General features: G+C 72.4%; 19 protein-coding genes. 9 read left to right on the top strand and 10 right to left on the bottom strand.

Annotated elements, in window-relative coordinates; all coding sequences use genetic code 11:
- Positions 1–21: 21 nt before the first annotated feature.
- Genes Saso_RS02030 through yjfF form a run of 3 tightly spaced genes read left to right on the top strand, consistent with a single transcriptional unit; the run spans position 22 to position 3,700 of the window.
- Entirely contained in the window at positions 22–1,557 is a 1,536-nt protein-coding gene (locus Saso_RS02030; protein WP_189917372.1) for a sugar ABC transporter ATP-binding protein, read from the top strand.
- Positions 1,554–2,675, top strand: a complete 1,122-nt coding sequence (locus Saso_RS02025) for an ABC transporter permease (RefSeq protein WP_189917370.1) — start codon at positions 1,554–1,556, stop codon at positions 2,673–2,675. Before Saso_RS02030 ends, Saso_RS02025 begins: the two co-directional genes overlap by 4 nt.
- Entirely contained in the window at positions 2,675–3,700 is a 1,026-nt protein-coding gene (yjfF, locus tag Saso_RS02020) for a galactofuranose ABC transporter, permease protein YjfF (protein ID WP_189917368.1), read from the top strand. The genes Saso_RS02025 and yjfF overlap by 1 nt, the downstream gene beginning before the upstream one ends.
- A gap of 96 nt (positions 3,701–3,796) precedes the next feature.
- Here the strand turns inward: yjfF and Saso_RS02015 are convergent, their stop codons facing one another.
- Positions 3,797–4,198 carry an ATP-binding protein gene (locus Saso_RS02015; protein ID WP_189917366.1) on the bottom strand — a complete coding sequence of 134 codons (402 nt, stop codon included), beginning with the start codon at positions 4,196–4,198 and terminating at the stop codon, positions 3,797–3,799.
- Positions 4,199–4,379: 181 nt separating this feature from the next.
- Here Saso_RS02015 and Saso_RS02010 point away from each other — a divergent pair, with 181 nt between their 5' ends.
- Entirely contained in the window at positions 4,380–4,922 is a 543-nt protein-coding gene (locus Saso_RS02010) for a GntR family transcriptional regulator (protein WP_189917364.1), read from the top strand.
- Positions 4,919–5,731 carry a GntR family transcriptional regulator gene (locus Saso_RS02005; protein ID WP_189917362.1) on the top strand — a complete coding sequence of 271 codons (813 nt, stop codon included), beginning with the start codon at positions 4,919–4,921 and terminating at the stop codon, positions 5,729–5,731. Before Saso_RS02010 ends, Saso_RS02005 begins: the two co-directional genes overlap by 4 nt.
- Positions 5,732–6,043: 312 nt before the next feature.
- On the opposite strand, the gene Saso_RS02000 is transcribed toward Saso_RS02005, so the two are convergent.
- A complete protein-coding gene (locus Saso_RS02000) occupies positions 6,044–6,496 on the bottom strand; it encodes a MarR family winged helix-turn-helix transcriptional regulator (RefSeq protein WP_189917360.1) in 453 nt (150 codons plus the stop codon).
- A 97-nt stretch (positions 6,497–6,593) separates the two neighbouring features.
- Here Saso_RS02000 and Saso_RS01995 point away from each other — a divergent pair, with 97 nt between their 5' ends.
- Complete coding sequence (locus Saso_RS01995; RefSeq protein WP_189917358.1) at positions 6,594–7,613, top strand: NADP-dependent oxidoreductase; 1,020 nt, start codon at positions 6,594–6,596, stop codon at positions 7,611–7,613.
- A 189-nt stretch (positions 7,614–7,802) separates the two neighbouring features.
- Here the strand turns inward: Saso_RS01995 and Saso_RS01990 are convergent, their stop codons facing one another.
- A complete protein-coding gene (locus tag Saso_RS01990; protein ID WP_189917356.1) occupies positions 7,803–8,978 on the bottom strand; it encodes a serine hydrolase domain-containing protein in 1,176 nt (391 codons plus the stop codon).
- A gap of 269 nt (positions 8,979–9,247) precedes the next feature.
- Between Saso_RS01990 and Saso_RS01985 the strand changes: the two genes are divergently transcribed.
- Positions 9,248–10,117, top strand: coding sequence for an EI24 domain-containing protein (locus tag Saso_RS01985; RefSeq protein WP_189917355.1), 870 nt, complete (start codon positions 9,248–9,250; stop codon positions 10,115–10,117).
- On the opposite strand, the gene Saso_RS01980 is transcribed toward Saso_RS01985, so the two are convergent.
- Complete coding sequence (locus Saso_RS01980) at positions 10,071–11,339, bottom strand: pyroglutamyl-peptidase I (protein ID WP_189917354.1); 1,269 nt, start codon at positions 11,337–11,339, stop codon at positions 10,071–10,073. The genes Saso_RS01985 and Saso_RS01980 overlap by 47 nt on opposite strands.
- Positions 11,340–11,539: 200 nt before the next feature.
- On the opposite strand from Saso_RS01980, the gene Saso_RS01975 reads away from it, so the two are divergent.
- Complete coding sequence (locus Saso_RS01975) at positions 11,540–13,972, top strand: beta-glucosidase family protein (protein WP_189917353.1); 2,433 nt, start codon at positions 11,540–11,542, stop codon at positions 13,970–13,972.
- Between the two features lie 100 nt (positions 13,973–14,072).
- On the opposite strand, the gene Saso_RS01970 is transcribed toward Saso_RS01975, so the two are convergent.
- Positions 14,073–15,050: an aldose epimerase family protein gene (locus Saso_RS01970; RefSeq protein ID WP_189917352.1), complete on the bottom strand. Its 978-nt coding sequence runs from the start codon at positions 15,048–15,050 to the stop codon at positions 14,073–14,075.
- Positions 15,051–15,065: 15 nt separating this feature from the next.
- Positions 15,066–15,962, bottom strand: a complete 897-nt coding sequence (locus Saso_RS01965; protein WP_189917351.1) for an SGNH/GDSL hydrolase family protein — start codon at positions 15,960–15,962, stop codon at positions 15,066–15,068.
- A 262-nt stretch (positions 15,963–16,224) separates the two neighbouring features.
- Between Saso_RS01965 and Saso_RS01960 the strand changes: the two genes are divergently transcribed.
- Complete coding sequence (locus Saso_RS01960; protein WP_189917350.1) at positions 16,225–16,719, top strand: DUF3145 domain-containing protein; 495 nt, start codon at positions 16,225–16,227, stop codon at positions 16,717–16,719.
- A 90-nt stretch (positions 16,720–16,809) separates the two neighbouring features.
- Here the strand turns inward: Saso_RS01960 and Saso_RS01955 are convergent, their stop codons facing one another.
- The 4 genes from Saso_RS01955 to Saso_RS01940 all read right to left on the bottom strand — a co-directional run bounded on the left by Saso_RS01955 (position 16,810) and on the right by Saso_RS01940 (position 20,452).
- A complete protein-coding gene (locus tag Saso_RS01955) occupies positions 16,810–18,114 on the bottom strand; it encodes a beta-ketoacyl-[acyl-carrier-protein] synthase family protein (protein WP_189917349.1) in 1,305 nt (434 codons plus the stop codon).
- An 81-nt stretch (positions 18,115–18,195) separates the two neighbouring features.
- Positions 18,196–18,444 carry an acyl carrier protein gene (locus Saso_RS01950; protein WP_189917348.1) on the bottom strand — a complete coding sequence of 83 codons (249 nt, stop codon included), beginning with the start codon at positions 18,442–18,444 and terminating at the stop codon, positions 18,196–18,198.
- 79 nt (positions 18,445–18,523) lie between these two features.
- A complete protein-coding gene (locus tag Saso_RS01945; RefSeq protein ID WP_189917347.1) occupies positions 18,524–19,525 on the bottom strand; it encodes a ketoacyl-ACP synthase III in 1,002 nt (333 codons plus the stop codon).
- Between the two features lie 9 nt (positions 19,526–19,534).
- On the bottom strand, positions 19,535–20,452 hold the full coding sequence (locus tag Saso_RS01940; protein WP_189917346.1) for an ACP S-malonyltransferase: 918 nt from the start codon (positions 20,450–20,452) through the stop codon (positions 19,535–19,537).
- Positions 20,453–20,519: the final 67 nt, after the last annotated feature.

Genomic DNA, 20,519 nt, shown 5'->3' with positions numbered 1-20,519 from the left:
AATCTCACGAGGAGCGCTGCCATGGCAGAGCCACGGCCCGTCCTGGAAATGACGGGCATAGTCAAGGAGTTTCCGGGGGTACGGGCTCTGTCGGATGTCGACTTCCGGCTCTTCCCCGGCGAGATCCACGCCCTGATGGGCGAGAACGGCGCGGGCAAGTCCACGCTCATCAAGGTGCTCACGGGGGTCCACCCCCTCGACGGCGGCACGATCACGCTGGACGGCGAACCCGTGCGCATCGCCAGCCCGTTGCAGGCCCAGCAGGCCGGCATCAGCACCGTCTACCAGGAGGTCAACCTCTGCCCCAACCTGTCGGTGGCGGAGAACATCTTCATCGGGCGGGAGCCCACCCGTGCGGGCCGCATCCAGTGGAAGGAGCTGCGCCGGCGGGCGGCGGAGCTGGTGGACCGCCTCGGGCTCGACATCGACGTCACCGCGCCGCTGTCCTCGTATCCGCTGGCCGTGCAGCAACTGGTGGCGATCGTCAGGTCGTTGGGCACCGGCGGCGAGGGCGAGCGGACCGGCGCCAAGGTGCTGATCCTCGACGAGCCGACCTCCAGCCTCGACCGCGACGAGGTCCTCCAGCTCTTCGCCCTCATGCGCCGGCTCAAGGACGAGGGCGTGGCGATCCTCTTCGTCTCGCACTTCCTGGACCAGATCTACGAGGTCTGCGACCGGATGACCGTCCTGCGCAACGGCACCCTCGTGGGGGAGCACCTGGTGGGCGACCTCGACCAGGTCGGTCTCGTCCAGCTCATGCTCGGCAAGGCCATGGGCCAGCTCGACGAGCTCCACGAGCACCAGCTGCACTCCGGCGCGGGCGAGACCCTGCTCAGCGCGGACGGCCTCGGCAGGACCGGTGGCATCGCGCCGTTCGACCTGGAGATCAGGAAGGGCGAGGTGATCGGGCTCGCCGGCCTGCTCGGCTCGGGCCGTACGGAACTGGCCCGGCTGCTCTTCGGCGCCGATCAGCCGGACGCCGGCAAGGTCGCCATCGGCGGCAAGCAGGTGTCGATGGGCGCCCCGAACGACGCGATCGACGCCGGGGTCGCCTTCTGCTCGGAGAACCGCAAGAGCGAGGGCCTGGTGCCCGACCTGACGGTCCGGGAGAACATCATTCTGGCCCTCCAGGCCTCCCGCGGCTGGACCCGGCCGATCCCGGCCGCCCAGCGCGACGAACTCGTCGCCAAGTACATCAAGGCGCTGGACATCCGCCCCGCCGACCCCGAGGCCCGGGTGGGCCGGCTCAGCGGCGGCAACCAGCAGAAGGTGCTGCTGGCCCGCTGGCTGATCACCCGGCCGAAGCTGCTGATCCTCGACGAGCCGACCCGCGGCATCGACATCGGCGCCAAGGCGGAGATCCAGAAGCTCGTCGTCTCCCTCTCCGAGGACGGCATGTCCGTGCTGTACATCGCGGCCGAGCTTGAGGAGGTACTCCGGCTCAGCCACACCATCGGAGTGCTGCGCGACCGCCGGCTGGTGGCGCAGATCGCCAACGGGCCCGAGATCACCACGACCCGGATCCTGGAGACCATCGCGAGCGGAGAGCACCAGTGACCACCTCGTCGACCACCCCTTCCCGGTGGCGAGCGCTGACCCACCACCACCTGTTCTGGCCGGTGGCGGTCCTGGTCCTGCTGCTGCTCGTCAACGTTCCCTTCACGCCCGACTTCTTCTCGGTCAAGATGGCCGACGGCCACCTCTACGGCAGCCTCGTCTCGATCGTGCTGTTCGGCTCGCCCCTGATCCTGGTGGCGGTCGGTATGACGCTGGTCATCGCGACCGGCGGCATCGACCTCTCCGTGGGCGCCGTGGTCGCCATCACCGGGGCGCTGGCCTGCTCGTACATCAGTGACCAGGCGGACCAGGGCGCCCTGTCCGGAGTGCTGCTGGCGATGGGCCTCGGCCTGCTGGCCGCCGTCGTCTGCGGCCTGTGGAACGGCTTCCTGGTCGCCCGGATGGGCATCCAGCCGATCATCGCCACGCTGATCATCATGGTCGCCGGCCGCGGGGTCGCCCAGCTGATCACCGACGGCCAGATCATCACCATCAACAGCGAGCCCTACAAGCTGATCGGCGGCGGCTACTGGCTGACCCTGCCGTTCTCCATCTTCGTGGTGGCCGCCGTCGTGGCCGTCACCGTGGTGCTGACCCGCCGTACGGCTCTCGGTCTGCTGGTCGAGGCGGTCGGCGGCAACGCCGAGGCCAGCCGTCTGGTGGGCATCAGGTCCCGGCGCATCAAGATCATGGTGTATGCGTTCTGCGCGCTGTGCGCGGGCATCGCCGGCCTGATGATCAGCTCCAACACCTCCGCCGCGGACGGCAACAACGCCGGTCTGTGGATCGAACTCGACGCGATCCTCGCCGTGGTGATCGGCGGCACCTCGCTGCTGGGCGGCCGGTTCTCGGTCGGCGGCACGGTGGTCGGCGCCCTCGTCATCCAGACCCTGACCACGACGATCTACACCATCGGCGTGCCGACCCAGACCAACCTGGTCTTCAAGGCCGCCGTCGTCATCGTCGTCTGCCTGCTCCAGTCCCCGAAGTTCCGCGCCAAGGTGTTCGGCGCGAAGTTCGCCGCCGGGTTCGCCGCGCGCAGGCGCGCCGGACAGGCCGCGGCCCCCGCCGGGTCCGCCGCTACGGCCGAGTCCACCGCCAAGATGGAGGTGTCGTGATGAGCGCGACCACCCAGAGCCCCACGACGGCCTCCCCCAGCCGTACCCCGTCCGCGGCCGCGCGGCTGCTCGGCGACCGGAGGCTGCCGGTCGCGGTGACGGCCCTGCTCTTCCTCGTGATGTACGGCGTGGGCCTGAGCCGGTACCAGAACTACGGGTTCGCCGAACCCCAGGTCTTCCTGAACCTGTTCATCGACAACGGCTATCTGCTGGTCGCCGCCGTCGGTGTCACCTTCGTCATCCTGTCCGGCGGGATCGACCTGTCCGTCGGTTCGATGATCGGCTTCACGACGATGTTCACGGCCTGGCTGGTCGAGCGCCAGGGGCTGCCGATCGTGGTGGTGATCCCCATGGCGCTGGCCGTGGGGGCCTTCGGCGGCTTCCTGATGGGCTACGTGATCCACAACTTCGAGATCCAGCCGTTCATCGTGACCCTCGCCGGACTCTTCCTCTTCCGCGGTCTGTGCCTGGTCATCAGCAAGGAGTCGATCTCCATCGGCGACTCCTCGGTGAGCAGCATGGCGCAGGCACAGGTGTCGCTGGGGATGGGCTTCCTGTCGATCGGCGCGATCGTCTCGCTGGGGGTCCTCGCCGTGGCGTTCTACGTCCTGCACTACACCCGCTTCGGGCGCCGGGTGTACGCCATCGGCGGCAACGAGCAGTCGGCCATGCTGATGGGTCTCCCGCAGGGCGGCACGAAGATCGCGGTGTACACGGTGAGCGGCTTCTGTTCGGCGCTGGCCGGCCTGTTGTTCACCCTGTACATCCAGTCCGGTGACCCGCTGCACGCGACCGGCATGGAACTCGACGCGATCGCCGCGGTGGTCATCGGCGGCACGCTGCTGACGGGCGGCTCCGGCTATGTGCTGGGGACGCTGTTCGGTGTGCTGGTGCTGGGCCTGATCAAGAGCATCATCCAGTTCGAGGGCACGCTCAGCTCCTGGTGGACGAAGATCGCCACCGGTGTGCTGCTGTGCGCGTTCATCCTGGTCCAGCGCTTCATGACGACCAGGAAGAAGACCTGACCGGCAGGTGTCGCCGACCGGAAGCCCGGTGCTTGCGGCCGGCCGACCCGGGCTCCGCGCCACCGGCCCCGCAGCACGGGGCCGGGGGCGCGGCCGTCAGGGCCTCGCGGGCCGGGGGTCCGTCTTGAAGACCGTCCAGACCGTCTTGCCGACGACGTGTTCCGTGATGCCGAAGTCGTCGGCGACGTGCCGGGCGAGCTGGAGACCCCGGCCGGAACAGGCGTCGGGGACCGGGGGACCCGGGGCCACGGAGCGGTCGCCCGTGTCGCGTACGGCGAGCCGCAGGAGCGGGCCGTCGAGGGTGAGGCTCACGCAGTACTGCCGGCCGGGAGGCACCCCGTGCAGCAGGGCGTTCGTGGCGAGTTCGGAGACGCACAGCGCTATGTCGTCCAGCCGGTCCACGCAGCCCCAGTCGCTCAGCACCTGGCGGACGAAGACGCGCGCGGCCCGTACCGAGGCGCGCGAGCGGGGGAAACGACATTGCCGTGACAAGGGCACGGGGGCCACCTCCGGTGGTTCTGGGGCGTCCTGCGGCGAAACCTTACTGTTATTCGCGAAAGGTAACAAGACGGGCGAGGGTGGCTGAGGGTGGCTGAGGGTGGCGGTTGGCCGATGGGCCGGGTCGCCTACCGTGTAGGGCGGCAGGGTCGAAAGTACGGTCGGCCGTACAGGAGGAGTCGTGGCTGCGAGCGGATGGGTCAGCACGTCGTTGCCGTATCTGATGCCGCGGGGGGCCGGGCAGGGCGACCCCTGGGCGGCCGAGGCCGCGGCGCTGGGGCGGCGCGGCACGCAGCGCATCGTGCACGCCGGTGAGGTGCCCGCGCCCGCCGACGTGGCGGCACTGCTCGGGGTCGCCGAGGACGACCCGGTCGTCGTACGCCGGCGGCTCATCCTCCTCGACGAGGAGCCCAGCGAGCTCACCGACACCTACTACCCGGCCGCCATAGCCGGGGGCACTCGTCTCGCCGCGACCGCCAAGATCCCCGGCGGGGCCGTCGGTCTGCTCGCCGAGCTCGGTCACGTCGGTGTCCTCGTACGGGAGGACGTGACGGCCGGGATGCCGGACGAGGAGGAGCGGCTGGCGCTGCGGACCGCCCCGGGGGAGCCGGTCCTGCGGTTGGTGCGGGTCACGCTCGACCACGAGGACCGGCCGATCCAGGTCGACCGTATGGTGATGCCCGCCCTGCGGCAGAGGCTGCGCTACCAGATCAGGATCGGATGACCGTGCCGAAGGCAGACCCGGAAGCCGTCGACCGACGCTCCCTGCACGAGCGGATCGCGGCCGACCTGCGTGACGAGATCATGGGCGGAGAGCTCGCCCCCGGCGCCAACCTGCCCACCACCGCGCAGCTCAAGGAACGCTTCGGGGCGTCGAGCGCCACGGTCCAGAAGGGTCTGCAACTCCTCAAGGACGAAGGCCTGGTGGTCGGCAGGGCCGGCGCCGCCGTCACCGTCCGCGAGCACCGCCGGCGCACCGTGCGGCCCGCCGCGCCCATGGTGGCGGGCGGTCCCGGCTCGCCCTACCCCTGGCTCGCCGAGGCGGCCAGGCACGGCACGGACGCCCGGATCCGGCTGCTCGACGTCACGGAGCGCCGACCGCCCGCGGACGTCCGTGCCGCCCTCGGTCTCCCGCCGGACGGCACCGCCGTGCTCCGCGCCCAGATCCTCCTCGTCGACGAGGAGCCCGCCGAACTGGTCGAGGCCTACTACCCGCTGGACATCGCCCGGGGCACGGCCCTGAGCGAGCGCCGCAGGATCAGGGGCGGCGCCTCCGCCCTGCTGACCGCGCTGGGTCACCCGCCGCGCCGCAGCACGGACCGGGTCTGCGCGCGGGTCCCCACCCAGGCCCAGTACCAGGCCCTGCGCCTCACCAGCGGCATGCCGGTCCTGCGCACCCTGCGCGTGGTCCACGGCGACGCCGGCCGCCCCGTCGAGGTCACCGTGATGGTGAAGGCGGGCCATCTCTACGAATTGCAGTACGAGTTCACCCCCCAACACCCCGAACCACCTCCCGCCCCCCACCCCCACTGAACCCCCGACCGCCCCGCGCGTCCCCACCACCCCGCGCGACCGACGGACCCGGGCCCGCCCGGCGCCATGGCGCGGCCGTGGGCCGGGGCCCTGTGGGCCCGCGGTCCGGCGTTCCCCGCCGCGCCGGGCCACCGTCGGCGGGGCCGTCTGTTCAGGTCGATCTCGACCGCCCACGCCGGGCCACCGCCCGGCGCAGCCGTCGGGAGGGGCGGCCTGAGCCGGGGTGGCGGCTCGGCCGTCGTCCGGGGCCCTGTGGGCCCGGGGCCCGGGACACCCCGGCGTGCCGGGCCGCGACCGGCCGGCGCCGCCGGGTCAGGGGTTGGTCGGGGCTGGGTGCAGCATGCGTCGGAGGAGGCCCCGCAGGACGGTTCGTTCTTCCTCCGCCAGGCCCGCCAGTGGCTCGCGTGCGAAGCGGAGCGACTCGCGCAGTCCCTTGGCGATGCGCCGGCCCTCGTCCGTCGCCGCCGCCAGCTTCACCCTGCGGTCGGCCGGGTCCGGGCGCCGCTCGACCAGGCCGCGGGACTCCAGGCGGTCGACGATGCCGGTCACGTTGGACGGCTCGCACTTCAGTTTCTGCGCCAGCCTGCGCATCGGCAGCGGCTCCAGCGACAGCAGGCTCAGCAGCCGGGCCTGCGCGCCGGTGAGGGCGTGACCTGCGGCGGCTTCCTCGTAGTCCTCGTAGTAGCGGGCCACGACCTCGCCGATCAGGCCGACGACCTCCATGGTCAGGGCGTCGGGAAGCGGGGCCGGATGTGAGGTGGACATGGATCCAGGGTACCCCGTTACTTGACATCCTGAAATATTCAGGAGCATGGTTGTTTCAGGTAGTGAAGCATTTGCAGCGTACGAAAGGCAGCTCCCGATGACCGACTCGGCCCTCCCCACCACCAGCCGCGAATGGCGTCTGCTCAGCCGTCCCGTCGGCTGGCCGAAGCCCGAGGACTTCGAGCTGGCCGAGGCGGAGATCCGGCAGCCCGGCCCGGGCGAGGTGCTGGTGCGCAACGCCTTCGTCTCCGTCGACCCCTACATGCGCGGCCGGATGAGCGCCGCCAAGTCGTACGTGGCCCCCTTCGAGCTGGGCAAGGCCATGCAGGGCGGCGCGGTCGGCGAGGTCGTGGCCTCCGGCGCCGAGGGCATCGCCGTGGGCGACCACGTCCTGCACTTCGGCGGCTGGCGCGAGTACGCCACCGTCGACGCCAAGCAGGCCGTCAAGGTCGACGCCGCGGCCGCGCCCCTGTCCACGTACCTCGGCGTCCTCGGGATGACGGGTCTGACCGCCTACGCGGGCCTGCTGCGCACCGGATCCTTCAAGGAGGGCGACTCCGTCTTCGTGTCGGGCGCGGCCGGCGCGGTCGGCAGCCAGGTCGGCCAGATCGCCCGCCTCAAGGGCGCTTCGCGGGTCATCGGCTCGGCGGGCTCCGACGAGAAGGTCAAGCTGCTCGTCGAGGAGTACGGCTTCGACGCCGCCTTCAACTACAAGAACGGCCCCGTGGCCGCCCAGCTCCGCGAGGCCGCTCCCGACGGGGTCGACGTGTACTTCGACAACGTCGGCGGCGACCACCTGGAGGCGGCCATCGGCTCGCTCAACGAGAAGGGCCGCATCGTGGTCTGCGGCATGATCTCCGTCTACAACAACACCGAGGCGGCACCGGGCCCGAAGAACCTCGCCCGCCTCATCCAGACCCGCGGCCGCATCGAGGGCTTCCTCGTCGGCGACCACTACGACCTCCAGCAGGAGTTCGTCCAGGAGGTCGGCGCCTGGGTCCGCTCCGGCGAGCTGAAGTACCGCGAGACGGTCGTCGAGGGCATCGAGAACAACCTGGAGGCGTTCCTCGGGGTCCTGCGCGGCGACAACACCGGAAAGATGATCGTCAAGCTCTGACCGGTCGCGACACCCCACCGGCGAGGGCCGCACCCGCCGAGCGCCGCACCCGGTGAGGGCAGCACCCGGCGAGGGCCGGACCCGATACCCCGGGTCCGGCCCTCGCCCTTTCCCCGCCACCCCCCGCTCGCCGGCCGGACGTCGGGGCCGTACCGGCCGGCGTGCCGAAGGCGGCGCCCCCCGGGGCTCTCAGCCGGTGGTCAGCGCCGCGCGGTGCACCGCTCCCGCCAGCCGGTCGTTCTCCGGCGCGCAGCCGCCCGGGAAGGCGAAGCGGCGTCGGGTGTAGCCGTAGGCGAGCCCGCTGCGCGGGTCCGCGAACGCCTGGCAGCCGCCCGCCCCGCTGTGCCCGAACGCCCCGGCGCCCAGGAACGGGTGCCAGGCGTCCGCGGTCGCCTGGAATCCCAGCCCGTACGACCGGTGCGCCCGTGCCACCACGTCGTACCCCACGGAGTGCAGCTGACCGAACTCCGCCGCCGTGTCCTCCTTCAGCAGCGGTGCCTTGCCGTCCACCTCGCTGATCGCCGCCGCGTACAGTCCGGCCAGCCCTCGCGCCGAGGCCACCCCGCCCACCGAGGCAGGACCCCTGGACCTGATGAGCGGATCGTTCGGCAGGAGTTCCAGATCGGTCGGCACGGCCGCGTGCCGGTTGAAGGCGACGGCGGCGAGCGTGTGGGGCCCGCCGGGCACGGACTCCAGCAGCGCCCGCTGCTCGGCGGTCGGCGCCATCGGCCGCGCGGTACGGAAGCGCGGCTCGTGTACCGCGGGCAGCCCCAGGAAGAGGTCCAGCCCGTACGGCACGCGCACGCGTTCCACGTACACCTCCTGGAGCGTGCGGCCCGTGGCCCGCCGCACGACCTCGCCGGTGAGCGCCCCGATGACCAGCCCGTGGTAGCCGAAGGCGGTGCCCGGACGCCAGAACGGCCGCTGGTCCGCCAGGCGTTCGGCGATCTGCCGGTCGTCGGCCAGCTCCTGCGGCGAGAACCCGCCGTCCGTGCCGATCACCCCGGCCCGGTGCGCGAGCAGTTCGCGCAGGGTCAGCGCGCCCTTGCCCTCGGACCCGAACTCCGGCCAGTAGTAGGTGACCTTGCGGTCCAGCTCCAGGGTGCCCTCCTGCACGAGGAGGGCGACCACCAGGTGGGCGGCGCCCTTGGTCGACGAGTAGACGCCGTAGAGGGAGTCGGCTCCCGCACCGTCGCCGGGCACCCACAGGTCGACGACCCGCCGGCCGTGCACGTACGCGCACAACTGGCCCTCGTAGTCCGGCTCCTCCTGCGCCACGAACGCGGCGAACTCCTCCCGCACCGCTTCGAATCCGTCGGCGACGGTGCCGTGGATCTCCCTCGTCGTCCCAGTCAATCGCGTCATGCGCTCTCCTCAACCAGCCCACTGCTCGCGTGTGCCGACGAATCCCTCAAGCCCGGCCCCGCCCCGTACCACGCCCTCGCACCGAAGCACCTCCTCCGACTTGCCGAGATTCGTTGCTTCCGTGGATCGGTACGGCGAGGTGTACCCGTTCGACTCAACTGCGGCGGACAGGCGTTGGTGTCATCCGTGCCCCGGATGGCCTACGAGGGGCCGTCCGGGGCGGCCGCGGCCCCCGGCTGTGAAATGTGCACGACCGATAGAGTTCGGCCATGCGAGATCTCGGGGCGGGGTTCACATACCTCCTGAAGGGCCAGCGCTGGGTGGCCCGGCACGGCAAGCAGTACGGGTTCGGGCTCCTGCCGGGCCTGATCACCCTCGTCCTCTACGCGGCGGCGCTGGTGTCGCTCGCGGTGTGGGGCGAGGACCTCGTGGGATGGTCGACGCCGTTCGCCGACCACTGGTCGGGGCCGTGGCGCGGTCTGTTCCGCGGTTTCCTGGTCGTCGTGCTGTTCGCCCTCGGCCTGCTGCTCGCCGTCCTCACCTTCACCGCGGTCACCCTGCTCGTCGGGCAGCCCTTCTACGAGAACCTCTCCGAGAAGGTCGACCGGGACGTCTCGCCCGACGGCACGGCCCCCGAGTCCGGGCTGCCGCTCTGGCGCGAACTGTGGATCTCCGCCCGCGACAGCCTGCGCATCCTGGGCCGGGCGCTGCTGTGGGCCGTGCTGCTGTTCGCCCTCGGCTTCGTCCCGGTCGCCGGGCAGACGGTCGTCCCGGTGATCGGGTTCTTCGTCACCGGGTTCTTCCTCACCGAGGAACTCACCGCCGTCGCCCTCCAGCGCCGGGACGTCGACCTGCGCGCCCGGCTCGCGCTGCTCCGCTCCCGCAAGAGCCTGGTCTGGGGTTTCGGTACCCCCTTGGGGCTCGCCTTCCTGGTGCCCGTGGTCGCGGTCTTCCTGATGCCGGGCGCGGTCGCGGGCGCCACCATGCTCGCCCGCGAGCTGCTCGGCGAGCCCGTCGAGGAGAGCGACGACAGCGACGGGGACGACGGGAGCGACGCCGGCGACCGGGGCGAAGCGAGCGGCGCCGGCGGCTCTACGCCCCCGCCGCCGTACTCAGGATCGCCCGCACCTGGGCGATGATGTCCAGCCGGTTGCGCACGAACTCCGGGTCCGTGACCGCGCCGGTGGCCGGATCGGTGTTCCCCGCGCCGAACTGGAGGACCGGCGTGTGCACATGCCCGCCGGGCAGGCTGTCGTGCAGCCCCAGCCGGTCGCGCAGCAGGGTGGCCCGGTAGGCGATCTCGTTGGACAGGTAGTCGCCGCCGCCCCCGGCCCGCGCGGTCGACCCCGCCGTCGGTCCGTCCGGCCGTACGACGGGGGCGGTGCCCCCGGCCGGGATCTCGGTCACGCTCGTGTGGTCGTAGACCGGGAAGCGGCCCGTGTCCGCCGCCACGATCGCCGCGTACGGCAGGGTCGTGGCCGTCCACTGCGGCTGCGAGGCGGGGTCGGGGACCGGGACCTGTTCCGTCCGGCCGACGTTGTCGTTGTCGGGGAAGCCCCCGCGCCAGGCCCCGTTGGTGCGCTCCAGGTCGAAGCGGCCCACACGGCCCTGGCTGACGGTGGTGAACAGGTCGACGTGCGGCAGGTACGGCCGCAGGGCGCGCTCCACGACCCCCTGCGAGAAGTCCCGCCAGCGCACCGGGAACACGACGGTCTCCACCCGCGCCGGGCCGTCGGCGGTCCGGATCACCGTCCCGTCCAGGGCGAGCGCGGTCGCTCCCGACGGGTTGGAGATCCGGATGTCCCGGTCCAGGGTGAAGGGGTCGAAGCCGGTGACCAGGACGCGCTTGAGGCCCTTCGCGTGCCGCGGGAGACGGACGTCGTCCTGTCCGCGCGAGGCGCGCTCCAACGCGTCCATCAGGGCGTCCCGTTGTCCGTCGTCGACCGTGAAGGCGGGCTCCCAGGTGCGCAGTTCGCTGATCATGGCGAGCCGCGCCCAGTACAGCGGCCGGTCGTCGTCCCGGCTCAGGTCCCCGCCGGCGGGACCGCGCCCCTGTGCGCGGTCCACGGCCCGCCGCCACAGGCCCCTGCCCTCGCCGTCGACGACCCGGCGGGCCTGCGCGTAGGAATGCGAGGCGCCCAGCAGCCGGGCGAACCGCGGAGCCACCGTGTCGAACCCGGACCGGCCGAGTATCTCCCGCGGAACGGCCTGTGCCAGCCGCCGCTCCTCGACGGTGGGCGCTGACGCGGACGGGGAAGCGGACGCGGGTGCGGCCCCGGCCGCGGTGGCGGTGGTGGGAGCGGCCAGCCCGGCCACCAGGGCCAGACCGAGGATGCCGGCGCGAACTCGTGGGGAATGCACGGGAGACGAGGTCCTTCCGTCGCTGTGGGGGAGAGCGTGGAGGTGGGACGCCGGCAGTATCCCGTGACCGCTGTGGTCCGCGCCACGGTGCCGGTCCCGCCGCCGCGGGTCCCAGGAACCGGTGGCCGTGTCCCCGATTCGCGCGCGGGCCGCCGTGGGCAGGATGGAAGCGTCCCCGCGGCATCACGAGGAGGCGCCCCATGGCGGAAGTGGAAGCGGCCGTCGAGGCGGCCCTCGGCGGACTCGGCCTGGACGCGAAGGCCCGGCTGCTGGCCGGCCAGGACATGTGGTCGCTGCCCGCCCTGCCGGAGATCGGGCTGCGGTCCCTCGTCATGTCCGACGGACCCGTGGGGGTCAGGGGGGTGCGCTGGACCTCCGACGACCCGTCGGTGGCCCTGCCCTCCCCGACCGCGCTGGCGGCCTGCTGGGACCCGGAACTCGCCCGCCGGGCGGGCGCCCTCCTCGCCCAGGAGGCCCGGCGCAAGGGCGTGGACGTGCTGCTCGCCCCCACCGTCAACCTGCACCGGTCCCCGCGGGGCGGCCGCCACTTCGAGGCCTACAGCGAGGACCCCTACCTGACGGGTGTCATCGGCGCGGCGTACGTCGGCGGCGTGCAGTCCGGCGGGGTCGGCACCACCGTCAAGCACTTCGTCGCCAACGACGCCGAGACCGACCGCTACACCGTGGACAACCGGGTCGGCGAACGCGCCCTGCGCGAGCTGTACCTGGCCCCCTTCGAGGCGATCGTCGCGAACGCCCGCCCCTGGGGCGTCATGACCGCCTACAACACGGTCAACGGCACGACGATGACCGAACACCACCACCTGGTGAACGAGGTACTGCGCGGCGAATGGGGCTTCGACGGCTGCAACGTCTCCGACTGGACGGCCGCCCGCGACACCGTGGGCGCGCTGCGCGGCGGCCTCGACATCGCGATGCCCGGCCCGCGGACCGTCTACGGCGAGGCGCTCGCCGAGGCGGTGCGCGACGGCCGGCTGACGGAGTCCGAGGTCGACGAGGCCGTGCGCCGCGTCCTGCGGCTGGCCGCCCGCGTCGGCGCCCTCGCGGACGTCCCCCCGGCCGTCACGGAGCCGCCCGCCCCCGTCGACGGCGTGGCCCTGGCCCGTGAACTGGCCCGCCGCTCCTTCGTCCTGGTCCGCAACGAGGGCGGCGCGCTGCCGCTCAGGCCCGGCACCGTCGCCCTCAGCGGCGCCGCCGCCCGCGACGCCCGGGCCCTCGGCGGCGGCTCCGCGACCGTCTTCCCGGCCCGTACGGTCTCCCCGCTCGACGGCCTCACCGCGGCGCTCCCCGAGGGCACTCTCCGTTACGCGGTCGGCGCCGACCCCGCCACCGGACTCACCGTCGCGGGAGCGGGGTTCACGCTGCGGGCGGTCTGCCGCGACGCCGCCGGTACCGTCATCGGCGCCTGCTCCGCGCCCGACGGCCGGATCCAGTGGATGGGCGCGGACCTCCCCGAGGGCGTCACCCACGACACCCTCCACTCGATCGAACTGACCGGCACGTTCACGCCCCGCGAGAGCGGCCCGCACACCTTCGGCGCCAAAGGCACGGGAGCGTTCACCCTCACCGTCGCGGGCCGGACGTACTACGACGGCGTCCGGCTTCCCGCCGAGGGCGGCGACCCCTTCGAGGCGTTCTTCGGATCCTCCGAACCCCACGCCCGGGTGGAACTGACCGCCGGGGAACCGGCCGAGGTCCGCCTCGCCCATGTCCCCGCGCGCCCGAAGGGCGTCCCCTTCCGGGGCGTCGCCTTCTCCCTGGTCCACCAGGAGCCGCCGCGCGACCCCGACGAGCTGATCGCCGAGGCGGTGGCGGCGGCGCGGGCCGCCGACACGGCCGTCGTCGTGGTCGCCACCACCGAACGCGTCGAGTCCGAGGGCTTCGACCGCCCGGACCTGCGCCTGCCCGGCCGGCAGGACGACCTGGTGCGGGCCGTCGCGGCGGCCAACCCCCGCACCGTCGTGGTCGTCAACGCGGGCTCCCCGGTGGAGCTGCCGTGGCGCGAGGACGTGGCGGCCGTCCTGCTCACCTGGTTCCCCGGCCAGGAGGGCGGAGCGGCGCTCGCCGACGTCCTCACGGGGGCCCACGAACCCGGCGGCCGGCTTCCCACCACCTGGGGCTCCCTCGCCGACGCCCCCGTCACCGAGGTCACCCCCACCGACGGCGAGCTGCGCTACTCCGAGGGCGTCTTCATCGGCTACCGGGCCTGGGAGCGGGAGGGCCGCACCCCGGCCTACCCCTTCGGGCACGGCCTCGGCTACACCGAATGGGCGTACGAGTCGGCCGGCGTCACCGGCTCCACGGTCACCGTGCGGGTCCGCAACACCGGCGAGCGGCCCGGCCGCGAGGTCGTGCAGGTCTACCTCGCCCCCGCCGCCGACCCCGCGTCGGGCACCCCGCGGCCCGACCGCCCGGTACGGTGGCTGGCCGGCTTCGCCGCCGCCGAGGCGGGCCCGGGGGAGAGCGCGGAGGTCACCGTGGAGATCCCCGACCGCGCCTTCGAGGTGTGGGACGAGGCGGACCACCGGTGGTCCTTTGTGAAAGGTTCGTACGAAATCCAGGTGGGCCGCTCGATCACGGACCGCAGGATCACCGCGGCGATTACCGTGTAGGCGGCGCCCGTCGCCCCTCCGGCAGCCCCGGTCCGGGACCTGACCCCTGGACCGGGGCAACATCCTCCCCGGCCCCGCGCCGGTTGCCCGGCGCCCGCGCCTACCGCACCGAGAAGCCGTACACCGTCTCCGACCGGTAGCGGGCCCCCGGCCGCAGCACGGTGCTCGGGAACTCCGGCCGGTTCGGCGAGTCGGGGAAGTGCTGGGTCTCCAGCGCGACTCCCTGGCCGGGCTCGAACGGCTCACCCAGATGGTCGGCGGTGTACAGCTGGATCCCCGGCTCGGTCGTCGACACCGTCAGCACCCGCCCGGACGCCGTGTCGTGCAGCTCGCCCACCTCGACCGGCGTCCCGGTGACGCCCTTGTCGAGCACGTAGTTCTCGTCGTGACCGGCGCCCACCTTGCGGGCCGTGCGGAAGTCGAAGCGGCTGTCCGCCACCTGCGCCAATTCACCCGTCGGGATCCGGTCCGCGTCCACCGGCGTGTACCGCGAGGCGGCGAGCCGCAGTTCGTGTCCGCCGGCGCTCCCGCTCCCCGGTCCGCCCAGGTTGAAGTAGCTGTGGTTGGTCAGGTTCACCACCGTCGGGGCGTCGGTGACCGCCTCGTACACGAACCGCAGCGCCCCCGAGGCGTCGAGCGTGCAGGTCGCCGTGACCTCGAGACGGCCCGGGAAGCCCTCCTCGCCGTGCGGGGAGACCCGGCTGAGCCGCAGCCCGTGCTCGACCGGCTCCACGTCCCACACGCGTTTGTCGAAGCCGCGCTCACCGCCGTGCAGGGATCCCGGCGGGTCGTTCGGCGCGAGCGCGTGTTCCGTCCCGTCGAGCGGGAAGCGGGCCCGCGCGATCCGGTTGGCGTACCGCCCGACCAGCGCCCCGAGGTAGGGCTCCGGGTGCGTGACGTAGCCCTCCAGATCCGCGAACCCCAGCACGACGTCCGCCGTGTTCCCTTCCCGGTCCGGGACCTCCACGGACTGCACGATCCCGCCGTAGGACAGGACCCGCACCCGGGTGCCCGCCCGCTCCAGCGTCCAGCGGTGCACCACCGTGCCGTCGGAAAGTGTTCCGAAGTGTTCGCTCATGAGCGAAACCCTAAATCACGAGGTCTTCGCGGTGACTCCCCGATAGGCCATCTCCGCGAGCCGCGCCTGGCCGTCCTTGCTCGGGTGGAACCAGTCCCAGTGGCTCAGCTGGTCGGTGCCGAACCTGAACGCGTACACCGCCCCGCCGTCGAACCGGCACCGCGCGTCCTTCGCGCACACCTCCTTCAGCACCGAGTTGTACGCCTCCACCCGCTTCTGCACGGTGTCCCGGCGCAGGGTGGCCGCCGCGTCCAGCGCGTCCGCGTCGCCCAGCATCGACGGGCACAGGCCCAGCTTCCACACCTGCTTGCCCAGCACGTTCGTCCGCCCCTGCGACCACAGCCGCTTCAGGTCCGGCACGCTCATCACGTAGACCTGCGTCTTCGGCAGCGTGCGGCGCAGCGTGCTCAGCGCGTCCTGGAACTGCGCGCGGAAGTCGTCCACCGACGTCATCGCCGCCGTCGAGTTCCGGCAGGCGTCGTTCGCCCCCGCCATCACCGTCACCAACTGCGGTTTCTCGGCCGCGGCCCGGGCCATCTGGGCCGGCACGTCCGCCATCCGCGCGCCGGTCGCCGCGTGGTTCCAGCTGTGCGTGCGGGCCTTCGCCGCGCCCAGCAGCCGCACCGCGAGGCTGTTCACCTCCGCGCTGCTGCCGGTCGCCCAGGACACCTCGGGGCAGTCCGCGAGCACCGTACACGCGTCGAAGCCGCGCGTGATCGAGTCGCCCACCGCCGCCACCGAGGAGGGACTGGAGTCCCACAGCGGGGCCGGTGACGGCTTGGCCCCCCGGGCGGGGCCGGCCGAGGACCCCTCCGGGCCGCCGCCCCCCAGCGCGTCACAGCCGGCCAGGCCCAGGACGGCCGCCGTCGTGCCCGCGAGCACGGCTCGCACGTGCCGGTTCCGTTTCCGCATCCGCTGGTGTTCCCCTCGCTCCTCGAACGACGCCCCGCTATGACAACGCGCGGGAGTTCCCGGCGAATCACACCCACAAGATGGAACGCCCCACGCCGGTACAGGCGTCCTGCCGGGTGAATGGCGGAGGTTCGGGGGCACCGGGACCGACGGTACGTCACACTCCTTGCGCCGCCGCACGGTAGCCTCGCCATCAGCACGGCTGCCTGCCGCCGCCGCCATGCCAGCCTGCAAGACTGTCCCGCTCTGCCCGGAGGTCCCGGTGACGACACGTGGAGTTCTGTACGTGCACTCCGCGCCGCGCGCGATGTGCCCGCACGTCGAGTGGGCGGTCGCGGGGGTGCTCGGCACGCGCGTCAACCTCGACTGGATCCGGCAGCCCGCCGCGCCCGGCACCTGGCGCTCGGAGTTCTCCTGGAAGGGCGAGCCCGGCACCGCGTCCAAACTCGCCTCCGCGCTGCGCGGCTGGCACCTGCTGCGCTTCGAGGTGACCGCCGAGCCCTGCGCCACCGCCGAGGGCGAGCGCTACAGCTGCACCCCCGACCTCGGCATCTTCCACGCCGTCACGGGCATCCACGGCGACATCCTGATCCCCGAGGACCGGCTGCGCGCGGCCCTGGTGCGCAGCCAGCGCGGTGAGACGGACCTGGAGGCCGAACTCTCCAAGCTCCTCGGCAAGCCGTGGGACGACGAACTGGAACCGTTCAGATACGCGGGCGAGGGCGCCCCCGTGCGCTGGCTCCACCAGGTGGTGTGAGCCCGCCCGCGGGCGGATCGGCGAAACGGACGATGGCCCGGCCCCCCGAAGGGGCCGGGCCATCGCCGTACGGACCGGCAGCGGCGCTTCTCAGACCGTGCGGAACGCCAGGACCACGTTGTGCCCGCCGAACCCGAACGAGTCGTTCAGGGCGGCGATACGGCCCTCCACGGGCAGCTTGCGCGCCTCGCCGCGGACGATGTCCGCCGCGGCCTCGGCCTCGGGGTCGAGGTTCTCGACGTTGATGGTCGGCGGAGCGACCCGGTTGTACAGCGCCAGGATCGTCGCGACGGACTCCACGCCGCCCGCGCCGCCCAGCAGGTGACCGGTCATCGACTTGGTCGCGGAGACCGCGAAGTGGTCCGCGTCGTCGCCGAAGACCTTGCGCAGCGCCTTCAGTTCGGCCACGTCACCGGCCGGCGTCGAGGTGGCGTGCGCGTTGACGTGCACGATCTCGGCCGGGTTCAGGTCGGTGCTGTCCAGCAGGTTCTGGAGGGCGTGCGCGATGCCGCGGCCCTCGGGCTCCGGCTGCACGATGTCGTGGGCGTCGGAGGAGATGCCCTGGCCGACCGCCTCCGCGTACACCCGGGCGCCGCGCCGGGCGGCGTGCTCGGCGGACTCCAGGACGATGACGCCGGCGCCCTCGCCCATCACGAAGCCGTCGCGGGCGATGTCGTAGGGACGCGAGGCGCCCTGCGGGTCGTCGTTGTTCTTGGACATCGCCATCATGTTGCCGAACGCGGCGATGGGCAGCGGGTGGATCGCCGCCTCCGTACCACCGGCGACGACGACGTCGGCGCGGCCCGTGCGGATCATCTCGATGGCGTAGCCGATGGCCTCCGCGCCCGACGCGCACGCCGACACCGGCGTGTGCACGCCCGCGCGGGCGCCCACGAGCAGACCCACGTTGGCGGAGGGGCTGTTGGGCATCAGCATCGGCACGGTGTGCGGGGAGACGCGGCGGACGCCCTTCTCCTTCAGCACGTCGTACTGGTCGAGCAGGGTGGTCACACCACCGATGCCGGAGGCGATGACGGCGCCGAGCCGGTCGGGGTCGACGTCACCGAGGCCGCCGTCCGACGCGTCGGCGTCCGGGGCGACGGTGCCGGCCTTGCCGGTGAAACCGGCGTCCTTCCAGGCTTCCTGGGCCGCGATCAGCGCGAACTGCGCCGAGCGGTCCAGCTTGCGGGCCTGCGGCCGCGGGATGACCTCGAGGGGTTCCACCGCGACCGGGGCCGCGATGCGGACGGCCTGGTCGGCCGCCCACTCCTGCTCCAGGACCTTGACGCCGGACTTGCCGGCGATCAGACCCTCCCAGGTAGAGGCTGCGTCGCCACCCAGCGGTGTGGTTGCGCCGATACCGGTGACGACCACGGTGCGATTGGTCGGGCTCACGGATTCTTTCTCCAACGTTTACGAGGATTCAGCGGCGCCACCGCCGGGTGGCGGGGCAGTTCAGCCCAGGGGATCGGTAGATCAGGCCTGGTTCTTGAGGATGTAGTCGGTCGCGTCGCCGACGGTCTTGAGGTTCTTGACGTCCTCGTCCGGGATCTTGACCTCGAAGCGCTCCTCGGCGGCGACGACGACCTCGACCATGGACAGCGAGTCGACGTCCAGGTCGTCGGTGAAGGACTTGTCCAGCTGGACGTCCTCAACCGGGATGCCGGCGATCTCGTTCACGATGTCTGCGAGACCGGCGACGATCTCTTCCTGAGTGGCGGCCATGTCGGCGCTCCTTCTTTGATATTCCAGAGGGTGTGGCATTGGTTCTGCGCACCGGACCGGTCGATCCGGCACGGAGTGCCTAGGGGAGGGTAACGACAGTGGCGGCGTAGACGAGACCCGCCCCGAATCCGATGACGAGCGCGGTGTCGCCGCTCTTCGCCTCGCCGGTCGCCAGGAGCCGCTCCATCGCGAGCGGGATCGAGGCGGCCGAGGTGTTGCCGGTGGTGCGCACGTCACGGGCGACCGTGACGGACTCCGGCAGCTTGAGAGTCTTCACCATCGAGTCGATGATCCGCTCGTTGGCCTGGTGCGGGATGAAGACGTCGAGTTCTTCGGCGGTGATGCCGGCGGCGTCCAGCGCCTCCTTGGCGACCTTCGCCATCTCGAAGACGGCCCAGCGGAAGACCGCCTGGCCCTCCTGCGTGATCGCGGGGAACTTGGCGACCTCGCCGTCGCGGTAGTCCGTCCACGGCACGGTCTGCTTGATGGTCTCCGACTTGTCGCCCTCGGAGCCCCAGACCGTCGGGCCGATCGCCGGCTCGGTGGCGGGGCCGACCACGACCGCGCCCGCGCCGTCACCGAACAGGAAGGCCGTCGCGCGGTCCTCCAGGTCGGTCAGGTCGGACAGCCGCTCGACACCGATGACCAGGACGTACTCCGCGGAGCCTTCGACGACCATGCCCTTGGCCAGGGTGAGGCCGTAGCCGAAGCCCGCGCAGCCCGCCGAGATGTCGAAGGCGGCCGCCTTGTTCGTGCCGAGCTTGTCGGCGATCTCGGTGGCCACGGCCGGCGTCTGCTTGAAGTGCGAGACGGTCGAGACGATCACCGCGCCGATCTGCGCGGCGGTGATGCCGGCGTCGGCGATGGCCTTGCCGGACGCCTCGACCGACATGGCGGCGACGGTCTCCTCGTCGTTCGCCCAGTGCCGGGTCTCGATGCCGGAGCGCGAGCGGATCCACTCGTCGGAGGAGTCGATCGTCTCCAGGATCACGTCGTTGGGGACGACCCGGACAGGACGGTAGCCGCCGACCCCGAGGATGCGCGCGTACGGGGATCCCTTTGCGGGCTTGATCTTCGCCATCAGGGCTCCTTAGGCCACGCCGTGCTCGGCGATGAGCTCGCGAGCGGCGTCGAGATCGTCGGGGGTCTTCAGCGCCAGCGTCTTCACACCGGGCAGGGCGCGCTTGGCGAGGCCGACCAGGGTGCCGCCGGGGGAGACCTCGACGAGCGCGGTCACGCCGAGCTCCTTGAAGGTCTCCATGCACAGGTCCCAGCGCACGGGGTTGGCGACCTGGCCGACCATGCGCTCCAGGATCTCGGCACCGGTGGCGACGGCCTGTCCGTCGCGGTTGGAGACGTAACGGACCTTCGGGTCGGCCGGCGCGAGGTCGGCGGCGGCCTTGGCGAGGGCCTCGACGGCGGGTGCCATGTGACGCGTGTGGAAGGCGCCGGCGACCTTCAGCGGGACGACCTTGCGGACCCCCTCGGGCTTGTCCTCGTTCAGCGCGGCGAGCTGCTCCAGCGTGCCCGCGGCGACGATCTGGCCCGCGCCGTTGATGTTCGCCGGGGTCAGCCCCAGCTTCTCCAGATGCGCGACGGAGACGTCGGGGTCGCCGCCGAGCAGCGCGGACATGCCGGTCTCGGTGATCGCGGCGGCGTCGGCCATGGCCAGGCCACGGGTGCGGACCAGGGTCAGCGCGGCCGTGTCGTCGAGGACGCCGGCGAAGGTGGCGGCGGTGAACTCGCCGACGCTGTGGCCGGCGACGGCGCCGGGGGCGACGTCGCCGAGGGCCGTCGCGGACAGGATTCCGGCGGCCACCAGCAGCGGCTGGGCCACGGCGGTGTCACGGATCTCGTCCGCGTCGGCCCGGGTGCCGTAGTGGGCGAGGTCCAGGCCGATGGCGTCCGACCACGCGGCGACGCGGTCCGCGGCACCGGGGAGTTCGAGCCAGGGAGTCAGGAAGCCGGGCGTCTGGGCGCCCTGGCCGGGAGCGACGAGTACGAGCACTCTCACACTCTCTCTTGTGGACGGCCGAAGCCGCCCGTGGGGACAGGGACGAAGAACGGCAGGGGGT

The sequence above is a fragment of the Streptomyces asoensis genome (assembly GCF_016860545.1).
Taxonomy (GTDB): domain Bacteria; phylum Actinomycetota; class Actinomycetes; order Streptomycetales; family Streptomycetaceae; genus Streptomyces; species Streptomyces asoensis.
The sequence above is the reverse complement of the archived record's forward strand: the minus strand, read 5'-3'. Positions and strand labels throughout refer to the sequence as shown.

What these genes read in the sequence shown, in the direction of transcription:
- Saso_RS01945 (WP_189917347.1), bottom strand. Translation starts at nt 19,525, where the DNA reads ATGGCGAAGATCAAGCCCGCAAAGGGATCCCCGTACGCGCGCATCCTC.
- Saso_RS01970 (WP_189917352.1), bottom strand. Translation starts at nt 15,050, where the DNA reads ATGAGCGAACACTTCGGAACACTTTCCGACGGCACGGTGGTGCACCGC.
- Saso_RS01995 (WP_189917358.1), top strand. Translation starts at nt 6,594, where the DNA reads ATGACCGACTCGGCCCTCCCCACCACCAGCCGCGAATGGCGTCTGCTC.
- Saso_RS02000 (WP_189917360.1), bottom strand. Translation starts at nt 6,496, where the DNA reads ATGTCCACCTCACATCCGGCCCCGCTTCCCGACGCCCTGACCATGGAG.
- Saso_RS01990 (WP_189917356.1), bottom strand. Translation starts at nt 8,978, where the DNA reads ATGACGCGATTGACTGGGACGACGAGGGAGATCCACGGCACCGTCGCC.
- Saso_RS01975 (WP_189917353.1), top strand. Translation starts at nt 11,540, where the DNA reads ATGGCGGAAGTGGAAGCGGCCGTCGAGGCGGCCCTCGGCGGACTCGGC.
- Saso_RS01965 (WP_189917351.1), bottom strand. Translation starts at nt 15,962, where the DNA reads ATGCGGAAACGGAACCGGCACGTGCGAGCCGTGCTCGCGGGCACGACG.
- Saso_RS01985 (WP_189917355.1), top strand. Translation starts at nt 9,248, where the DNA reads ATGCGAGATCTCGGGGCGGGGTTCACATACCTCCTGAAGGGCCAGCGC.
- Saso_RS02005 (WP_189917362.1), top strand. Translation starts at nt 4,919, where the DNA reads ATGACCGTGCCGAAGGCAGACCCGGAAGCCGTCGACCGACGCTCCCTG.
- yjfF (WP_189917368.1), top strand. Translation starts at nt 2,675, where the DNA reads ATGAGCGCGACCACCCAGAGCCCCACGACGGCCTCCCCCAGCCGTACC.
- Saso_RS01950 (WP_189917348.1), bottom strand. Translation starts at nt 18,444, where the DNA reads ATGGCCGCCACTCAGGAAGAGATCGTCGCCGGTCTCGCAGACATCGTG.
- Saso_RS02030 (WP_189917372.1), top strand. Translation starts at nt 22, where the DNA reads ATGGCAGAGCCACGGCCCGTCCTGGAAATGACGGGCATAGTCAAGGAG.